At 63.2% G+C, this 18557-nt stretch carries 16 protein-coding genes; 8 read left to right on the top strand and 8 right to left on the bottom strand.

The genetic code is table 11. From position 1 onward, the window contains the following. Positions 1–218: 218 nt before the first annotated feature. From GTP69_RS11585 to GTP69_RS11600, 4 genes are all read left to right on the top strand, one after another. The gene (locus GTP69_RS11585; protein ID WP_161055049.1) at positions 219–1652 is read left to right on the top strand and encodes a S41 family peptidase; all 1434 of its coding nucleotides are present in this window, start codon (positions 219–221) and stop codon (positions 1650–1652) included. 127 nt (positions 1653–1779) lie between these two features. After that, a complete protein-coding gene (locus GTP69_RS11590) occupies positions 1780–2901 on the top strand; it encodes a beta-ketoacyl-ACP synthase III (protein WP_161055050.1) in 1122 nt (373 codons plus the stop codon). A gap of 24 nt (positions 2902–2925) precedes the next feature. After that, complete coding sequence (pdxR, locus tag GTP69_RS11595; protein WP_161055051.1) at positions 2926–4374, top strand: MocR-like pyridoxine biosynthesis transcription factor PdxR; 1449 nt, start codon at positions 2926–2928, stop codon at positions 4372–4374. An 82-nt stretch (positions 4375–4456) separates the two neighbouring features. Beyond that, positions 4457–4903 carry a carboxymuconolactone decarboxylase family protein gene (locus tag GTP69_RS11600; RefSeq protein WP_161055052.1) on the top strand — a complete coding sequence of 149 codons (447 nt, stop codon included), beginning with the start codon at positions 4457–4459 and terminating at the stop codon, positions 4901–4903. On the opposite strand, the gene GTP69_RS11605 is transcribed toward GTP69_RS11600, so the two are convergent. Then, positions 4900–5544, bottom strand: a complete 645-nt coding sequence (locus GTP69_RS11605; protein WP_161055053.1) for a hypothetical protein — start codon at positions 5542–5544, stop codon at positions 4900–4902. The two genes, GTP69_RS11600 and GTP69_RS11605, sit on opposite strands and share 4 nt — an antisense overlap. Before the next feature lie 116 nt (positions 5545–5660). Between GTP69_RS11605 and GTP69_RS11610 the strand changes: the two genes are divergently transcribed. Together GTP69_RS11610 and GTP69_RS11615 are read left to right on the top strand one after the other, a co-directional pair. Beyond that, entirely contained in the window at positions 5661–7382 is a 1722-nt protein-coding gene (locus GTP69_RS11610) for a cation:proton antiporter domain-containing protein (protein WP_161055054.1), read from the top strand. Beyond that, positions 7382–8164 (top strand): substrate-binding periplasmic protein, encoded by a 783-nt coding sequence (locus tag GTP69_RS11615; RefSeq protein ID WP_161055055.1) that lies wholly within the window; start codon positions 7382–7384, stop codon positions 8162–8164. The genes GTP69_RS11610 and GTP69_RS11615 overlap by 1 nt, the downstream gene beginning before the upstream one ends. Positions 8165–8174: 10 nt before the next feature. Here the strand turns inward: GTP69_RS11615 and GTP69_RS11620 are convergent, their stop codons facing one another. Beyond that, the gene (locus tag GTP69_RS11620; RefSeq protein WP_161055056.1) at positions 8175–10220 is read right to left on the bottom strand and encodes an NADPH-dependent 2,4-dienoyl-CoA reductase; all 2046 of its coding nucleotides are present in this window, start codon (positions 10218–10220) and stop codon (positions 8175–8177) included. Between the two features lie 98 nt (positions 10221–10318). Between GTP69_RS11620 and GTP69_RS11625 the strand changes: the two genes are divergently transcribed. Beyond that, positions 10319–10915, top strand: a complete 597-nt coding sequence (locus tag GTP69_RS11625; RefSeq protein ID WP_229260904.1) for an SRPBCC family protein — start codon at positions 10319–10321, stop codon at positions 10913–10915. A gap of 11 nt (positions 10916–10926) precedes the next feature. Here the strand turns inward: GTP69_RS11625 and GTP69_RS11630 are convergent, their stop codons facing one another. The 6 genes from GTP69_RS11630 to GTP69_RS11655 form a co-directional block, all read right to left on the bottom strand. Further along, on the bottom strand, positions 10927–11379 hold the full coding sequence (locus GTP69_RS11630) for a hypothetical protein (RefSeq protein ID WP_161055057.1): 453 nt from the start codon (positions 11377–11379) through the stop codon (positions 10927–10929). A gap of 20 nt (positions 11380–11399) precedes the next feature. After that, positions 11400–11840 (bottom strand): DUF2721 domain-containing protein, encoded by a 441-nt coding sequence (locus GTP69_RS11635; RefSeq protein WP_161055058.1) that lies wholly within the window; start codon positions 11838–11840, stop codon positions 11400–11402. A 70-nt stretch (positions 11841–11910) separates the two neighbouring features. After that, positions 11911–12867, bottom strand: coding sequence for a prolyl aminopeptidase (gene pip, locus GTP69_RS11640; protein WP_161055059.1), 957 nt, complete (start codon positions 12865–12867; stop codon positions 11911–11913). Between the two features lie 106 nt (positions 12868–12973). Beyond that, positions 12974–13714: an acetoacetyl-CoA reductase gene (phbB, locus tag GTP69_RS11645; protein WP_161055060.1), complete on the bottom strand. Its 741-nt coding sequence runs from the start codon at positions 13712–13714 to the stop codon at positions 12974–12976. Positions 13715–13784: 70 nt separating this feature from the next. Continuing rightward, entirely contained in the window at positions 13785–14963 is a 1179-nt protein-coding gene (locus GTP69_RS11650) for an acetyl-CoA C-acetyltransferase (RefSeq protein WP_161043296.1), read from the bottom strand. Positions 14964–15187: 224 nt separating this feature from the next. Continuing rightward, positions 15188–16096, bottom strand: a complete 909-nt coding sequence (locus GTP69_RS11655) for a LysR family transcriptional regulator (protein WP_161055061.1) — start codon at positions 16094–16096, stop codon at positions 15188–15190. 106 nt (positions 16097–16202) lie between these two features. On the opposite strand from GTP69_RS11655, the gene metE reads away from it, so the two are divergent. Further along, complete coding sequence (gene metE / locus GTP69_RS11660; RefSeq protein WP_161055062.1) at positions 16203–18545, top strand: 5-methyltetrahydropteroyltriglutamate--homocysteine S-methyltransferase; 2343 nt, start codon at positions 16203–16205, stop codon at positions 18543–18545. Positions 18546–18557: the final 12 nt, after the last annotated feature.

Genomic DNA, 18557 nt, shown 5'->3' on the forward strand with positions numbered 1-18557 from the left:
CTTACTGTCGTCAACGCTAGGGATACACTGTACACAAAAGTGTCAACATGACCCTTCACCTGTCCCGCGTTGATGCGCTTTCAAAGTCAACTAGGAGCGTTGTAAAACGCCGTAAAGGTATAAATCATTTCGTGACGGCTACGACGTTTGCTCGGAATCAGGTTTATACTCAATTCAGCCGCTGCAAATTCGCCGCGGCGATTCAGGACAGGTGAAACATGGGCAAGAAATTAAAGAATTCCGGTCTGGTCGGCTTGGGCGTAGTCGCCGGCGTCGCCATTTCGCTGCAATTTTCCGCCATGGCGCAAAAGCCGGTGGACCCGCCATTGCCGCTGGAAGAGTTGCGCCAGCTGGCCGATGTGTTCGGCCTGATCAAGTCCGACTACGTCGAACCGGTCGAAGACAAGAAGCTGCTGACCGAAGCCATCTCCGGCATGGTGGCCTCGCTCGACCCGCACTCCGCCTACCTGGATAAGAAAGCCTATGCCGAACTGCGGGAAGGATCGCAGGGCAAGTTCGTCGGCCTCGGCATCGAAATCGGCCAGAGCGAAGATGGCTATATCAAGATCGTCGCGCCAATCGAGGATTCGCCGGCCTGGCGCGCCGGCATCAAGCCGGGCGACCTGATCAGCCGTCTCGACAATATGCAGGTCAAGGGCATGTCGTTGGATGAGTCGGTCAAGAAGATGCGCGGCGAGCCCGGCAGCAAGGTCAGCATGACCATCCTGCGCAAGGACGAGGCCGAGCCGCTGGTGTTCAACATCACGCGCGAGGAAATCCACCAGAAGAGCGTCAAGGGCAAGCTGGTCGAGCCGGGCTATGCCTGGGTGCGCATCTCGCAGTTCCAGGAACCGACCGTGGACGACATGGCCGCCAAGATCCTCGAACTCTATAAACAGGACCCCAACATCAAGGGCCTGGTGCTGGACCTGCGCAACGATCCGGGCGGCGTGCTGCAAGGCGCGATCGGCGTCGCCGCCGCCTTCCTGCCGAAAGATTCGCCGATTGTGTCGACCAACGGCCAGTTGCCGGATCAGAAACAGATTTTCTACGGCCGTCCTGAATACTACGAACTGCGCGGCGAGAACGACGCGCTGGCCAAGCTGCCGGCCGCGCTGAAGAAAGTGCCGATGGTGGTGCTGGTGAACACCGGTTCGGCCTCGGCCTCGGAAATCGTCGCCGGTGCCTTGCAGGATTACAAGCGGGCCGACATCATCGGTTCGCAGACCTTCGGTAAGGGTTCGGTGCAGACCATTCGCCAGCTGACGGCCGATACCGCCGTCAAGCTGACCACGGCACGCTATTACACGCCGAACGGCCGCTCGATCCAGGCCAAGGGCATTACGCCGGACGTGGCGGTGGATGAAAACGCCGACGGCGACGGCCTCAACGCGCTGCGCACCCGCGAAGCCGACCTCGACAAGCACTTGGTCAACGACAAGGAAGCCGAAGGCGCCAAGGGCAAGCGCGACGAGCTGGAAGAACAGCTGCGCATCGTTGCGCTGGAGAAGAAACGCAAGCCGCTGGAATACGGCAGCGGCGACGATTTCCAGTTGCAGCAGGCGCTGAATCACCTGAAGGGCTTGCCGGTTCAGCTGGCCAAGCAGGGGACCACAGTGGTGTCGGTGGATAGCGCCGCCGCCAAAAAATAAGCAGTCTGTTGTAGCGAACTCAGCGGCGCCTCAAGGGCGCCGCTTTTATTTGCGCCGAACCTGCAGGCATTGTGTAGAATTTGCCTCATTATTGGCATCTGCCATTGCTTAATTTGAAAGTTTAATCATGAAACAAGCCGTCATCAGCGGTACCGGCCTCTTCACGCCAGCGCAGTCGATCAGCAACGAAGAGCTGGTGATCTGCTTCAACACCTATGTCGAACAGTTCAACGCCGACAACGCCGCCGCCATTGCGGACGGCACGGTGACGGCGTTGGAACCGTCCAGCGTGGCCTTCATCGAAAAAGCGTCCGGCATCAAGGCCCGCTACGTGATGGAAAAAGCCGGCATCCTCGATCCGAAGCGCATGGTCTCGCACATCCCCGAGCGCGCCGACGAAGAACTGTCGCTGCAAGCGGAAATCTGCGTGGCCGCCGCCAACCAGGCGCTGGACCGCGCCGGCCGCACCGCCGCCGACATCGACATGGTGCTGGTGGCCTGCTCCAATATGCAGCGCGGCTACCCGGCCATGGCGGTCGAGGTGCAAGGCGCGCTGGGCATCGACGGCTACGGCTTCGACATGAACGTGGCCTGCTCGTCGGCCACCTTCGGCATCCAGCAGGCGGTGGCGGCGGTGCAGAGCGGCCAGGCGCGCGCGGTGCTGGTGCTGAATCCGGAAATCACCTCGGGCCACCTGAACTGGCGCGACCGCGACAGCCACTTCATCTTCGGCGACGCCTGCACGGCGATGGTCATCGAAGCGGCCGACACAGCCAAGGGTACGCACTGCTGGGAAATCCTGGATACCAAGCTGAAGACCAGCTTCTCCAACAACATCCGCAACAACTTCGGCTTCCTCAACCGCTTCGACGAAGCCGGCATCGGCCAGCCGGACAAGCTGTTCCGCCAGCAGGGCCGCAAGGTGTTCAAGGACGTTTGCCCGATGGCGGCCGAGATGATCAAGGACACCATCACCCACGCCGGCCTGGAAGTCCCGCAGGTCAAGCGCTTCTGGCTGCACCAGGCCAACCTGAACATGAACCTGCTGATCAGCCGCCTGGTGCTGGGCCGCGACTCCGAGCCGGGCGAAGCACCGGTGATCCTGGACGAATACGCCAACACCTCGTCGGCCGGTTCGATCATCGCCTTCCACAAGCATTCCGACGACATGGCAGCAGGCGAACTGGGCGTCATCTGCTCCTTCGGCGCCGGCTACTCGATCGGCTGCGTGGTGGTGAAGCGCATCTAAACAGCACGGCGCGCAGAGCCAGTCATGGATTTTCTTCGGCTGGACAGCAGCGCGGCTGAGCCGCTTTATCGGCAGATTTATACGCGTTTTCGCGGCGCGATTGCGGATGGCTTGTTGCAGCCGGGGGATCGCATTCCGGCTGCACGGGCGTTGGCGGTGGAATTGGGGCTGGCGCGCGGTACGGTGGAATCGGCCTATGCGCTGCTGACGGCGGAAGGCTATGTGGAGGCGCGCGGACAGGCTGGCACGGTGGTGACGCCGGCCTTGGCGCGACGTCCGGCCGGGACCGTGCCTTCGTCATCGCCGGCCTCGGCACCGGCGGCCCGCGCCACGCCCGCCCTCGCACCCGCGCACAGCCAGCTGGGCGACGCCGCCTCGTCCACCAAGCCGTTCCAGATGGGCATTCCGGCGCTGGACGCTTTCCCGCGCAAGGTATGGGCACGGCTGGCCGCACGCGCGGCACGCGCCATGCAGCCGCAGGACATGATCTACCCCGCCTGGGCCGGCCTGCCGGAACTGCGCATCGCCATCGCCACCTATCTGCAACTCGCGCGCGGCATTCACTGCACGCCGTCGCAGGTGTTCATCACCAGCGGCTACCGCAACAGCATGGAACTCATCACGCGCGCCCTGCTCAAGCCCGGCGACAGCGTGTGGGTTGAAGATCCCGGCTATCCGCCCACCAGCGACCTGCTACGCGAAACCGGCATGCAGCCCGTACCGGTACAGGTGGATGCCGATGGCCTGATGGTGGCGCACGGCATCGCCACCGCGCCGCGCGCACAGGCCGCCGTCGTCACGCCCGCGCATCAAAGCCCGCTGTGCGTCTCGTTGTCGCTGCCACGCCGTCTGGCGTTGCTGGACTGGGCTGCGCAAGCCGGCGCCTGGATCGTGGAAGACGACTACGACGGCGAATACCGCTACGTCAGCCGCCCGCTGCCGGCGCTGCAAAGCCTGGACCGCAATGGCCGCGTGCTGTACTCCGGCACCTTCAGCAAGGTGCTGTTCCCGGCGCTGCGGCTGGCCTACCTGGTGGTGCCGCCGGCGCAGGTGCCGCGTTTTGACCACATCAGCCGCACCCTCGCCATGGCCGGGCCGGCGCTGATGCAGCACATCGTCACCGACTTCATGAACGAAGGCCACTTCGCCCGCCACATCCAGCGCATGCGCCGGCTGTACGCCGAGCGCCGCCAGATCACCGCCGACGGCCTGTCGTCGGTGCTGGGCAAGCATATGCAGGTCGAGCCGCAACCGGGCGGCATGCATCTGGTGCTGCGCATGAAAGGCCGCCACACCGACCGCGCGCTGGCGCAACGCATGATCGAACATGGCATGTCGGCGCTGGCGCTGTCCGAGCGCGGCGTGCTGCCGCATACGGCGTCCGCCTCGGCGCTGCTGCTGGCCTTTACCAATATCGATACGCCGGAACGCGCACGTGAACTGGGCAAGAGCATTTTGAAAATCATGGCCTAGTTCAAATGCCTATTTATGGCCCTTCCTGCATGGTCCATGAAAGCGCACAATGATTCCATCGTAACCCACCAAGGACATCATCATGAGCAAGCGTCTGGAAGTATTCAAATTTGCCCCCGCCGCCTACAAAGGCTTCGGCGCCGTCAAGGACTATGTCTCGTCGGCGCTGCCGGGCGAGCTGCTGGAACTGGTCAACCTGCGCGTCTCGCAGATCAACGGCTGCGCCTACTGCATCGACATGCACACCCGCGACCTGCTCAAGAACGGCGTCAAGATCGACAAGGTGGCGCTGGTGCCGGTGTGGGAAGAAGCGGCCGCGCTGTTCAGCGACAAGGAACGCGCCGCACTGGCCTGGGCCGAAGTGGTCACCCGCGTCGAACAAAGCAAGGTGCCGGATGCCGACTACCAGGCCGCGCTGGCAGTGCTGAGCGAACAGGAACTGGCCGACATCACCGTCGCCGTCGCGCTGATGAACGCCTTCAACCGCTTCGGCGTCAGCATGCGCATGCAGCCGGCCGCACTGGCTTAATTGGCCGGCCGTGCTACCCAGCCGCTGTTGGTCTGCTTGATGCGCGCTTTGGAGTGCCTGAACGGCATCAGGATCTCAAACGCGTAGTCGATCACGCCGGCCAGCGGCTGTCCTTGCGCGCCGGTGGTATAGCGCGTGATGATGGTGGCATCCATCATCAACGGCGCGTGCACGGTGACCACCATCTGGCGCGGCGCGCCCGAGGCAGGATCCACCCACAGCTTCATTGTGGCTTTTTGCAAAGCCTGGTCAGCCCGGCTCTCAAACACGGTGCAAGGGACGCCGTCCAGCGACTGGCCGTCGGTGCGCGTCGGCGTGTTGGCCGTCGCCTCCTCTGACAACGTGTTGAATTTATCCAGGAAGCTCAGGTCCGCCGCCGACTTTTTCTCATCCGGCGGCTCCTGGCGCACCAGCGCATACGCCGGCTTGCCCTTCTCCCAGCCGCGCAGCCGCATGCTGGACACCTCGTGTTTCACTACGCCGTCCTTGTCAACGTCACTGACCGTCTCAATCTCGCCAGCCGCCCATTTGCGCGAGGCTTCGAGTTGCGCCAGCGTGCTTTTCCACAGTGCGCCGTTGTCCTGCGCATGCAACGGCGCCAGCGCGCCGGCCAGGATAAGAATGGCTAAGATTTTCTTCATGCGCCAAGCGTAATCCCAACTAGATTTTTAAGCAACGATACCGTTTTGGCAGGCTGGCGGACAGCGTATGTTAATCTCAGGGTTTCCCTTACCATTTTTGAAGGATCCCCCCACGCATGCCCCACAATATCAGCCTGATTACCACGATCGCCGCCGCACTGGGAGCTGGTCTCCTGTTCGGTTATCTTGCAACGCGCCTCAAGCTGCCGGCGCTGGTGGGTTATCTCGCTGCGGGCATTATCATTGGTCCGGCCACGCCGGGCTACGTGGCGGATGCCGCCCTGGCCGGCCAGCTGGCCGAAATCGGCGTGATGCTGATGATGTTCGGCGTCGGCCTGCACTTCTCGCTGGATGACCTGTGGGACGTGCGCAAGGTGGCGCTGCCCGGCGCCATCCTGCAGATCGCCGTCGCCACCGCGCTGGGCATGGGACTGGCCCACTTCTGGGGCTGGACCATCGGCGGCGGCCTGGTATTCGGCCTGGCGCTGTCCGTGGCCAGCACCGTGGTGCTGCTGCGCGCACTGGAAGAACGCGGCATCCTCGATAGCTTCAACGGCCGCATCGCGGTCGGCTGGCTGGTGGTGGAAGACCTGGTGACGGTGCTGGTACTGGTGCTGCTGCCGGCGCTGGCCGGCTCGCTCGGCGGGGAAGTAATCGATGCCGCCGGCGGCCATGGCGGCGGCAGCGGCAACCTGTGGACCACGCTGGCCATCACCCTCGGCCAGGTCGCCGCCTTCATCGTGCTGATGCTGGTGGTGGGCCGCAAGCTGTTCCCGTGGATTCTGTGGCAAGTGGCGCGCACCGGTTCGCGCGAACTGTTCACGCTGTGCGTGATCGCCGCCGCCGTCGGTATCGCCTACGCTTCGACCCACTACTTCGGCGTGTCGTTCGCGCTGGGCTCCTTCTTTGCCGGCATGGTGCTGCGCGAATCGGCACTGGCGCACCGCGCCGCCGAAGAATCGCTGCCGCTGCGCGATGCCTTCGCGGTGCTGTTCTTCGTTTCGGTCGGCATGCTGTTCGAGCCGTCGATCCTGACCGAGCAGCCACTCAAGCTGCTGGCGGTGGTGGCCATCATCATCGTCGGCAAATCGGTGGCGGCCTTCCTGCTGGTGCTGCTGCTGCGCTACCCGGCCAAGACCGCGCTGATGGTGTCGGCCAGCCTGGCGCAGATCGGCGAGTTCTCCTTCATCCTGGCCGCGCTGGGCGTGTCGCTGAAACTGATGCCGGTGGAGGGCCAGAGCCTGATCCTGGCCGGCGCCATCATCTCCATCGCCCTGAACCCGGTGGTGTTCCGCATCACCCAGCCGCTGGAACGCTGGTTGAGCAAGGACCACGGCCTGGCCGCCAAATTCGACCGCACCGCCGACCCGCTGGCCGAGCTGCCGATGAACGTGCCGCACGAGCACCTGCGCGACCAGGTGGTGCTGGTGGGTTACGGCCGCGTAGGCCGCCGCATCGCCGCCTCGCTGAAGGAGCGAGGCATTCCTTACGTGGTAGCGGAGCAGAACCGCGAAGTGGTCGACCAGCTGCGCAAGGAAGGCACGCCGGCGGTTGCGGGCAATGCCGGCGAGCCGGCGGTGCTGATCCAGGCCCACATCGCCCATGCAGCGATGCTGGTGATCGCTACGCCGGATACCTTCCACGTGCGCGCCATGATCGAAACCGCGCGCGCGCTCAATCCCACCATCAAGACCGTGGTACGCACCCATAACGACGCCGAGGCCGACCTGCTGCGCAGCGAACGCGCCGGCGAAATCTTCATGGGCGAGCAGGAACTGGCCAAGGGCATGACCGCCTACGTGATAGACACGCTCAAGAAAACCGACCACGCGCACTGATGAAAAAAACTGTATTTGCCTTGTTGGCGTTCACCGTCTTGAGTGTAGTGACGCCAGCCCAATCGGCCACCCAGTCCGACGAACGGCCGGAGATCCCGGTCTTCATCCCCGAGCAGCTGGAACCGAATGGCCAGCCGTCCGTGGGCATGGTGACCATGAGCGGCCTCATCGATCTGCTGGCGGCTGAATCGGGGCTGAAGCTGGTGGTGCATCCCTATCCGTGGCGCCGCGCGCAGATGAAGGCGAAGAAAGGCGAAGGCCTGCTGTTCGGCGCCGCCGAAACCCCGGAACGCCTCCCCTTCTTCAGCTTCACCAAGCCGCTGTATGAGGTCAACCAGTGGCTGGTGACGACGGCGCAGCGGCCGATCGATTTCCGCAGCTGGGAAGACTTGCGCGGCAAGGTGATCTCGATTACCAGCGGCGCCCAGTTCGGCCCCGAGTTCGAGGCCCAGCGCGGCAAGACCTTCACTGTCGAGGAAAATGCCATCACGCTCGCGAGCCGCTTCAAGATGCTCGACAACGGCCGCGTGGACGCGGTGCTCGTCGATAACAACCGCACCCCGCAGCAGCTGGAAACCCGCCTGAATTGCCTGTTCCCCGGCGCCAGCAAATGGGTGGTGACGACGCGCCCGGTCAACGCCGAACCGGCGGTGATCGCGGTGCCGAAAGCCTCGTCCTTCAATAGCTATATACCGCAGATGAACGAGGCGATCGATCGCCTGAGCAAGACGCACGCGGTGCTGAAGTACCTGGCCAAGCGCAGCGCCGAGATCACCTGCTAGCTGTTCGCTGCTAGAGCGCCGCAGCCAGCTCGGCGCCTTCCTTGATGGCGCGCTTGGCGTCCAGCTCCGCCGCCAGCGCGGCGCCGCCGATCTTGTGGAAGCGTGGCCATTGCGCATTCGCCTTGGCTTCTTCCTCGCTCGGCATCAGCTCCACCAGGCTATCCTGGCCGGCGCAGATCACCACATTATCCACCGACAGCAAGCGCTGTTTGCCGCCCACCGTGATGTGCAAACCCTGGTCGTCGATGCGGTCATACTGCACGCCGCCCAGCATCACCACGCCATTGCGCGCCAGCACCGCGCGGTGCACCCAGCCGGACGTCTTGCCCAGGCCCGCGCCCAGGCGCGAGGTCTTGCGCTGCAACAGATACAGCTGGCGCACCGGCTCCGGCTGTTCCGCCGGCACCAGGCCGCCCGGCGTATCACCCTTCATGCTGACGCCCCATTCCCTGGCCCAGACATCCAGCGCCAGCGGCAGCGGATGTTTAGGATCGTGCAGCAGATATTCGCCCATATCGAAACCGATGCCGCCGGCGCCGATGATCGCCACGCGCTTGCCCACCGGCGCCTTGTCGCGCAACACGTTCAGGTAGGACAGCACCTTCGGATGATCGATGCCGTCGATCGGCGGCTTGCGCACCTTGATGCCGGTGGCGACGATCACATCGTCATAGCCGCCGGCCAGCAGCTGTTCGCGCGTCACGCGCGTGTTCAGTTGCAGCTTGACGCCGGTGATCTCGATCTTGCGCCCGAAGTAGCGGATGGTCTCGGAAAATTCCTCCTTGCCCGGCACCTGCATGGCGATCTTGAACTGGCCGCCGATGCTGTCGGCGCCATCGAACAAGGTCACATCGTGCCCGCATTCCGCCGCCACCGTGGCCGCCGACATGCCGGCCGGCCCGGCGCCCACCACCGCCACGCGGCGCTTCTTCGCGGTCGGCGCGTACACCAGTTCCGTCTCGTGGCAGGCGCGCGGATTCACCAGGCAGCTGGCGCGCTGGCGCGAGAAGGTGTGATCCAGGCAGGCCTGGTTGCAGCCGATGCAGGTATTGATTTCATCGGCGCGGCCCTCGGCGGCTTTCACCACGAAATGCGAATCGGCCAGGAACGGCCGCGCCATCGAAATCATGTCCGCCTCGCCGCGCTGCAAAATGCCTTCCGCCTCGGCCGGCATGTTGATGCGGTTGGACGCCACCACCGGGATCGTGACCTCCAGCCGCAGGCGGCCCGCCAGGCTGGCGAAGGCGCCGCGCGGCACCGAGGTGACAATGGTCGGCACGCGCGCCTCGTGCCAGCCGTAGCCGGTATTCAGGATCGACACGCCGGCCTGCTGCAAGGCCTTGGCCACCGCCACCACATCGTCCCAGGTATTGCCGCCTTCGACCAGGTCCAGCAGCGAGTGGCGGTACATGATGATGAAGTCATTGCCGACTTCCGCGCGGATGCGCTTGACGATTTCCACCGACAGCCGCATGCGGTTCTCGATGCTGCCGCCCCACTGGTCGGTGCGCAGGTTGGTGCGCGCGCACAGGAACTGGTTCAGCAGATAGCCTTCGCTGCCCATCACCTCCACGCCGTCGTAGCCGGCCTCGCGCGCCAGTCTGGCGCAGCGGGCGTAATCGCGGATGGTGTCTTCGATGCCGGCCTCGGTCAGCGCGCGCGGCTTGAACGGCGAGATCGGCGATTTCTTGTCGGAGGCCGACACCACCAGCGGCTGATAGCCATAGCGGCCGGCATGCAAAATCTGCATCAAGATCTTGCCGCCCTCCTCGTGCACCGCCTTGGTCACGCGCCGGTGGTTGATCACATCGCCTTTGAAGTTGAGCGTACCTCCAAAGGGGAGCAGCCAGCCGGACCGGTTGGGAGAGATGCCGCCGGTGACGATCAAACCCACGCCGCCACGCGCGCGTTCGCGATAAAATGCGGCCAGTTTGCCGTAGTGATAGAAGCGGTCTTCAAGGCCGGTGTGCATCGATCCCATCATGACGCGGTTGCGCAGCGTCGTATGGCCAAGATCGAGGGGCGCCAGCAGGTGGGGGTATGGTGTCGTTTTCATAATGCCCGCATTAAATCCGAATTCTCTAGACCTGGGCTACTAAAAAGTCCGTGCGTGCTGCGCTTGTATTCTGCCACCCTTTACCGTACGCTGGCCAAATGATGCGATTCCTTGTGTTTTTGTTGTTGGGTGTGACCGCCCCGGTGATGGCGCAGGCACCAAAGCTTGAATTGCCAAAACTGGAAGTATCGGTCAACCGCGTCGACCATGACGGCCAACATATGTATGAAGTGGACGCCACCGGCACGGTGGCCGCGCCACTGCCCAAGGTATGGCGCATCCTCACCGGCTACGACCGCATGGCGGAATTCGTGCCGGAGATGGAATCGTCCAAGGTGTTGTCGCGCAATGGCGGTGAGGTGATCATCGAACAATTCGGCGTGGCGCGCTTCCTGTTCATGAGCCGCACCATCCACCTGATCGTGCGCGCCGTCGAACAACCGATGTCGTCGATCGACATCTCGCTGATCTCCGGCGACATGAAGCACTATGAATCGCGCTGGGAGCTGGTGCCGATCCCGGAAACCGGCGGCACCAAAATCATCTATCACGGCAAGCTGCTGCCGAACTTCTACGTCCCCAGCCTGCTCGGCTCCAAAATGGTCCGCAACGATATCGAACGCATGATGAATGCCGTGCTGGCGCGCCTGGACCGCCGCGACGCGCCGAAAGTCGAAGCGATCCCGCAGCCCTGAGCGCTGGCTATCTAAGCGAGGTAGGTGTCCTGCGAACGCAGCTCGGCGAAGTTTTCCAGGCTGCCGATCTTGATCAGCACCGGATTCAGGCTCAGTTTCGCCTGCATGGCGCGCCAGGCGAACTGCCATTCCTGTTCTTGAGCTTCAGCGGCGGTCTTGGTGAAAGCCGCGCCCAGCGCCGCGCGCGTGCCGTATTCGACGGCGCCGTCAATCCCGGCCCAGCTTGGCAAGGCACGCTGCACCGCGCGGTGCAGGCGTTCGCCGAATTCTTCGGTGTTGTGGACGATCAGGCAGGCATCCGACGAGAACAGTTCGAACAGCTTGCTGTCCCAGGCCTGGGAAAAACTCAGCGTCAGGCAGCTGGAGGCGGGACGGAGGATGAACTGGCCCTGGGTCAGCGCCAGTTCCAGGTCTTCGCGCACGCCGTAGCGGTACAGGGTGGGCGGGCGTTGATAGTCGTGCATGATGTTCTCACAAAAAAAGTTTAACGCTTGCGGCGGACGTGGCGCTGGGATCGCATCCACGCCGACGCAATAAAGATTTCGCGCAGCAGCGAAACGAAGCTGCCGACCAAACAGGCCACGGCCACCACGAAGGTGCCGGCGATGTACTTGTCGAGGCTGAGGTTGGTGATGTCGCCGAGGAACAGCATGACCACGATGACGCAGACAAACAGCCCACAGGCGGTCGACAGGAAGATCGACATATTGATCAGGTGCGAACGGCCGTACAGCACATCGAGTTCATTCAGGTAGGAATCGCTGTAGGCGACGTCGAGCCGGTCTTCCAGCACGCGCGAGCGGTCGATGATGCGCGCCAGCCGGTTGGTCAGCACGATCAGGTTGGTGCACACGCCCGATAGCAGGAATACCGGCGCAATCGCCAGCTGGATGATGTGACCGATATCCCCGGTCTGAATGTTCATGATGGCCATACAATTTATTCTTATTGATTAGTCTACAGTGTAGCAGCCCGCGTCTCTGACGGGCTGATTTTCAGGCGAACGCGCGCTTGCGCTTGAACTGTTCGGTGGCAGTGACCAGCGCCTGTGCAATGCCTTTTTCCATGGCGCCATGGCCGGCGTCCGGGATCATGTGCAGCACCGAGCCGGGCCAGGCCTGATGCAAACGCCAGGCCGATACCGGCGGGCAGATCACATCATATCGGCCCTGCACGATGACCACCGGCAGGTGGGCGATGCGGCTGACGTTGCGCACCAACTCGTCCTCGCTGAAGAAGCCGAGGTTGGCCATGTAGTGCGATTCCAGGCGGCCGATGCCCAGGTCCAGCGAATCGGATGGCGCGTCGTCCGGCTGCGGCAGCAGGAACACGCGGCGGCCTTCGAAGCGGCTCCAGGCGCGCACCGCCGGCCAGTGCACGGCCGGGTCGTCGCTCATGATGCGCTGCACGTAGGCTTGCAGCAGGTTGCCGCGTTCGGCTTCCGGAATCGGCGCGATGAATTCGGCGTGAATTTCAGGATGGAACCATTGGGCGCCGTCGAGGAACCAGTCGATTTCCTTTTGCGTGCACAGGAAGATGCCGCGCAGCACGAAGCCGAGGCAGCGTTCCGGATGCGCCTCGCCGTAGGCCAGCGCCAGCGTCGAACCCCACGAGCCGCCGAACACCAGCCATTGCTCGATGCCGGCCATCACGCGCAGGCGCTCGATGTCCTCGATCAGCAGCTGGGTGGTGTTGTTGCGGCACTCGCCCACCGGCGTCGACTTGCCGGCGCCGCGCTGGTCGAACAGGATCACGCGGTATTGCTCGGGATCGAAGAAGCGGCGGTGCGCCGGCGACAGCCCGGCGCCAGGGCCGCCATGCAGGAAGATCACCGGGATGCCGTCCGGATTGCCGACTTCTTCCCAGTAAATGGTGTGCAGGTCGTCCACCGCCAGCATGCCGTGGCGGGACGGCGTAATCGGCGGGAACAGGGTGGAGGCAGGGTCGAACATGGAGGCGGTCCTTTGGCTGTGATAGCCAGATTGTACCGCCAACCCACAATACAGCGAAAAGGGTCTGACCCCGTACGGGGCCAGACCCTCGTGTCCGCTTTGCGGGTTAGGACATATGCTGGCCGCCGTTGATGGCGATATTGGCGCCGGTCACGAACGCCGCTTCATCGGACGACAGGTAGGCCACCAGGCCCGCCACCTCGTCCGGCTTGCCCAGACGGCCCATCGGAATCTGCGGGATGATTTTGCTATCCAGCACATCCTGCGGAATCTCCATCACCATCTTGGTGCCGATGTAGCCCGGCGAGATGGTGTTGACGGTCACGCCTTTTTTGGCCACTTCCAGGGCCAGCGCCTTGGTGAAACCGTGCATGCCGGCCTTGGCCGCCGAATAGTTGGTCTGGCCGAACGCGCCCTTCTGGCCGTTGACCGACGAAATATTGATGATGCGACCCCAGCCGCGCTCAATCATGCCGTCGCACACCGGCTTGGTCATATTGAACACGGAATCCAGGTTGGTCTTCATGACCGCGTCCCAATTCACCTTGTCCATCTTCTTGAAGGTCATATCGCGCGTGATGCCGGCGTTATTCACCAGCACGTCCACCGGACCGATGTCTTTCTCGATCGCCGCGATGCAGGCCTGGGCCGAGTCGTAGTCCGCCACGTCGCACGGATAGGCGCGGAAGTTATAACCCTGGTCACGGGTCGTGGCCAGCCATTGTTCAACTTTCGGATTGCCCGGGGAATACGTGGTGACCACGCAATAGCCCAAGGCAGACAACTTATAACTGATTGCTTCGCCCAGACCACCCATGCCACCGGTTACCAATGCTACTCTTGCCATAATTGTCCCCTCGTTTGATGCCAACATTCGAAGTTGGCCCGGCCTTGGGCCGGGCCGCTTTTTTTATAAATTAAGCGCGTTCAATCGCCAGCGCCACGCCCATGCCGCCGCCGATGCACAGCGAGGCCAGGCCTTTTTTAGCGTCACGACGAATCATTTCGTGAATCAGCGTCACCAGGATACGGGCGCCGGACGCGCCGATCGGGTGGCCAATGGCGATCGCGCCGCCGTTGACGTTGATCTTGCTGGTATCCCAGCCCATTTCCTTGTTGACTGCCACCGCCTGGGCGGCGAAGGCTTCGTTGATTTCCAGCAGGTCCAGATCATCCGGCGTCCAGCCGGCTTTTTTCAGGCACAGCTTGGTCGCGGTGACCGGACCCATGCCCATGAAGGCCGGGTCCAGGCCGGACGACGCGTAAGCCTTGATCTTGGCCAGCACCGGCAGGCCCAGTTCCTTGGCCTTGCTGGCGGTGGTCATGATGACGGCGGCGGCGCCGTCGTTCAGGCCGGAGGCATTGCCGGCGGTGACGGTGCCGTCCTTGGCGAAGGCCGGACGCAGGCCGGCCAGGCCTTCCAGCGTCGAACCTGGCTTGATGTACTCATCGCTGTCGAAGACGAAGCTGCCTTTCTTCTGGACGATTTCCAGCGGCAGGATCTCATCCTTGAACTTGCCTTCTTTTTGCGCGGCTTCCGCTTTCAACTGCGATTGCAGCGCGAATTCGTCCTGCTCGGCGCGCGAAATCTCGTATTTCTTGGCGACGTTTTCGGCGGTCGTGCCCATGTGGTACTGGTTGAACGCATCCCACAGGCCGTCAACGATCATGCTGTCGATCGCCTTGAAGTCGCCCATGCGGAAACCATCGCGCGAGCCGGGAATCACGTGCGGCGAGGCGCTCATGTTTTCCTGGCCGCCGGCGATGATGATTTGCGAGTCGCCCGCCTTCAGCGCTTGCGCCGCCAGGTGGGTGGCCTTCAAGCCGGAGCCGCAGACATGGTTGATGGTGAAGCCGGGAATGGTGTTCGGCAGGCCAGCCTTGATGACAGCCTGGCGCGCCGGATTCTGGCCGACGCCGGCGGTCAGCACCTGGCCGAGGATGGCTTCGCTGATCAGGTTAGGATCGATACCGCTCTTGGCCAGCAGGCCCTTGATCACATGCGCACCCAAGTCGGCGGCCGGGGTCTTGGCCAGACTGCCGCCAAATTTACCCACGCCGGTACGGCCAGCGGCAACGATAACTACATCATCCATTTGATTCTCCAATGCGCCAGCCGGAGCCGGCTAAGTTGAGCAACAACGCGAACTTTTATCATACGCTGTCCACCTGCTAGCCGTGGCAGGTTTCAATGCTGCGCTGCCGCGAGAAAAATCGCCAGAGTTGCAAGTCGGGCACTAATCGTATGCGTGGGTTTCAGCGCATACTTTGATGCGCGTCAAACCCACGGTATATATTTTGCAGAAACAATAACTATTTGTCACGATAATAATTTGATACCGTCGAGCGAGGCAGCGCATTGCTCGCGTATCACGTTGACGAAATCGAGCACGTAGGCTTTGTGCTTTTGCGTCTCGGGCACGGAGACGAACAAGTCGCTCCACAGGCCCTGTTCACCGACCGGGCGGGCGATGACATAGTCGTAATCGACATAGTTTTTGATGGCCCAATTGGGCAGCGCAGCAATGCCACGACGGCTTGCCACCAATTGCAGCACGGCCACCGTCAACTCGGCCGTGCGGCGCTGGAAGTGGACGTTGGCCGGGTTCAATACTTCGCGGATCAGGTCGATACGCTCTTCCGGCACCGGATAGGTGATCAGGGTTTCGCCTTCAAAATCGGCCGCGCTCAGGCGGCGCTGCTGCGCCAGCCGATGCTTCTGCGCCATCACCACCAGGATTTCAAAACGGAATAGCGGGAAGGTGCTGAATTCCGGGCCATAGGCCGAACCGATCACCAGATCGGCTTCGCCGCTGCGCAGCAAATCGGCCGGTTCGCTATGAAAACCGGAGACCAGATCGATTTCCACCTCGGGCCAGCGCTTGCGGAACTCGTCCATGACCGGCATCAGCCAGTCGAAGCAGGTGTGGCACTCCAACGCTACCCGTAACTGGCCGGTATCTCCCTGCATCAGGCGCGCAACTTCGCGCTCTGCGGTCTCAATTTCCGGCAACAGCATATCGGCCAGCTTGAGCAGGCGCGAGCCGGTGGCGGTGAAGCCGATCGGCACCGATTTGCGCTCAAACAGCGGCCCGCCGTAGCGATCTTCCAGCAATTTGATCTGATGTGACAACGCCGACTGGGTCAGGTTGAGCAACTGGGCAGCGCGCACCAGGCTGCCGGCCGAGCGCAAGGCGCTCAAGGTGCGTAGATGGCGTATCTCTAGCATGGTCTATTAATTTTTTTCATGTGAACGCACAAAATCTTTCGTTTTGATTATAGACCGGTTTGCCGCACACTTTATATCACCAATATTAAATGCGGATGACAGCACCATGACCAACACTAATAAAACGATATCTACTCACATTCCAGGCTTCCCGCGCATCGGCGCCGCCCGTGAATTGAAATTTGCACTGGAACGCAACTGGCGCGGCGAGTTGTCCGACGCCGAACTGGAAGACGTGGGCCGCGACCTGCGCGCGCGCCATTGGGCCTTGCAGCGCGACGCCGGGCTGGATTTCGTGACGGTCGGCGATTTCGCGTTTTACGACCAGGTGGCCAACCACATCCAGCTGCTCGGCTGCGAACCGGCGCGCTACGGCTTCCAGCCCGACCAGCCGCAACTGAGCCGCTACTTCACCATGGCGCGCGGCCGCAGCGGCTCAGCTGATCACGACGCCGGCTGCGGTTGCGGCGCGCACGACACCGACGCCCTCCCCGCCGCCGCCGCGCTGGAAATGACCAAGTGGTTCGACACCAACTACCACTACCTGGTCCCTGAATTCACGCCGGAAACCGCCTTCACGCTGGCCTGTGAACGCCTGTTCGATGAAGTCGCCGAAGCGCAGGCACTGGGCCATGCCGTCAAAGCCGCGCTGATCGGCCCGCTGACCTTCCTGTGGCTGGGCAAAACCAAGACCGACGGCTTCGACCGCCTCTCGCTGCTGGACAAACTGCTGCCCATCTACGGTCAGATCCTGGATCGCCTGAAAGCCCAGGGCGTGCAATGGGTCCAGATCGACGAGCCCATCCTCGGCCTCGACCTGCCCGCGCCATGGCGCAGCGCCTTTGAAAACAGTTACTGGCAACTGAACCAGGTCGGCGTGCCGCTGCTGCTGGCCACCTACTTTTCGCCACTGGAAGAAAACCTCAGCCTGGCGTGCCGCCTGCCGGTGGCCGGCCTGCACGTGGACGGCGTCCGCGCGCCGCAGGAACTGACCAGCATCGCCGACTGGCTGCCGGTGCACAAAGTGCTATCGGTCGGCATCGTCGACGGCCGCAACATCTGGCGCACCGACCTCGACGCCGCGCTGGCTGTGCTCCAGCCGATCGTCGACAAACGTGCCGGCAAACTGTGGCTATCGTCGTCCTGCTCGCTGCTGCACGTGCCGTTCACGCTGGCCGCCGAAACCGCGCTGGATGCGGAAACCCGCTCCTGGCTGGCCTTCGCCACCGAAAAACTGGCGGAGCTGAACACACTCAAGCAAGCGCTGCACGCCGACGCCGGTGCAGACACCGCACTGGCCACTTCCCGCACGGCCATCGCCAGCCGCCGCGTCAGCCCGCGCGTGCACCAGCAAGCCGTGCGCGACCGCCTGGAACACCTGCCGGCCGGCGCCGACCAGCGCCGCGCCCACTTTGCCGAGCGTCAGGCCGCACAACGCGCGCGCTTCCAGCTGCCCAACTTCCCTACCACCACCATCGGCTCCTTCCCGCAAACGCCGGCCATCCGCGCCGCCCGCGCCAGCTTCAAACGCGGCGACCTCAGCCTGACCGACTACGAAGCCGCGATGCGCGCGGAAATCGCCGACGCCGTGCAGCGCCAGGAAGCGCTCGGCCTCGACGTGCTGGTTCACGGCGAAGCCGAACGCAACGACATGGTCGAATACTTCGGCGAACAGCTGGCCGGCTTCGCCTTCACCCAGCACGGCTGGGTCCAATCCTACGGTTCGCGCTGCGTCAAGCCGCCCATCATCTACGGCGACGTCAGCCGCCCGCAAGCCATGACCGTCAGCTGGACCGTGCACGCGCAAAGCCTGACCGGCAAACCGATGAAAGGCATGCTGACCGGTCCCATCACCATCCTGCAATGGTCGTTCGTGCGCGACGACCAGCCGCGCGCCCGCACCGCGCTGCAGATCGCGCTGACCATCCGCGATGAAGTGGCCGACCTGGAACAGGCCGGCATCGGCATCATCCAGATCGACGAGCCGGCGGTACGCGAAGGCTTGCCGCTGCGCCGCAGCCGCTGGACCGAGTATCTGGACTGGGCTACGCACGCCTTCCGCGTGTCGGCCAGCGCAGTCGGCAACGCGACGCAGATCCACACCCATATGTGCTATGCCGAGTTCAACGACATCCTGCCGCAGATCGCCGCCATGGATGCCGACGTCATCACCATCGAGACCAGCCGCTCGGACATGGAGCTGCTGAACGGCTTCGGCCAGTTCCGCTACCCGAACGAGATTGGCCCTGGCGTGTACGACATCCACTCGCCGCGCGTGCCGGACCAGCAGGAGATGGTGCGCCTGCTGCACAAGGCCAGCGCGGTGATCCCGCCGGCCAACCTGTGGGTCAACCCCGACTGCGGCCTGAAGACGCGCGGCTGGGCGGAAACCGAAAGCGCGCTGCGGAATATGGTGGCAGCCGCCCACCAACTACGCGCCGTCTATTAAAACCCGGTACAG

It is taken from the genome of Duganella levis, from assembly GCF_009857605.1.
GTDB lineage: Bacteria > Pseudomonadota > Gammaproteobacteria > Burkholderiales > Burkholderiaceae_D > Rugamonas > Rugamonas levis.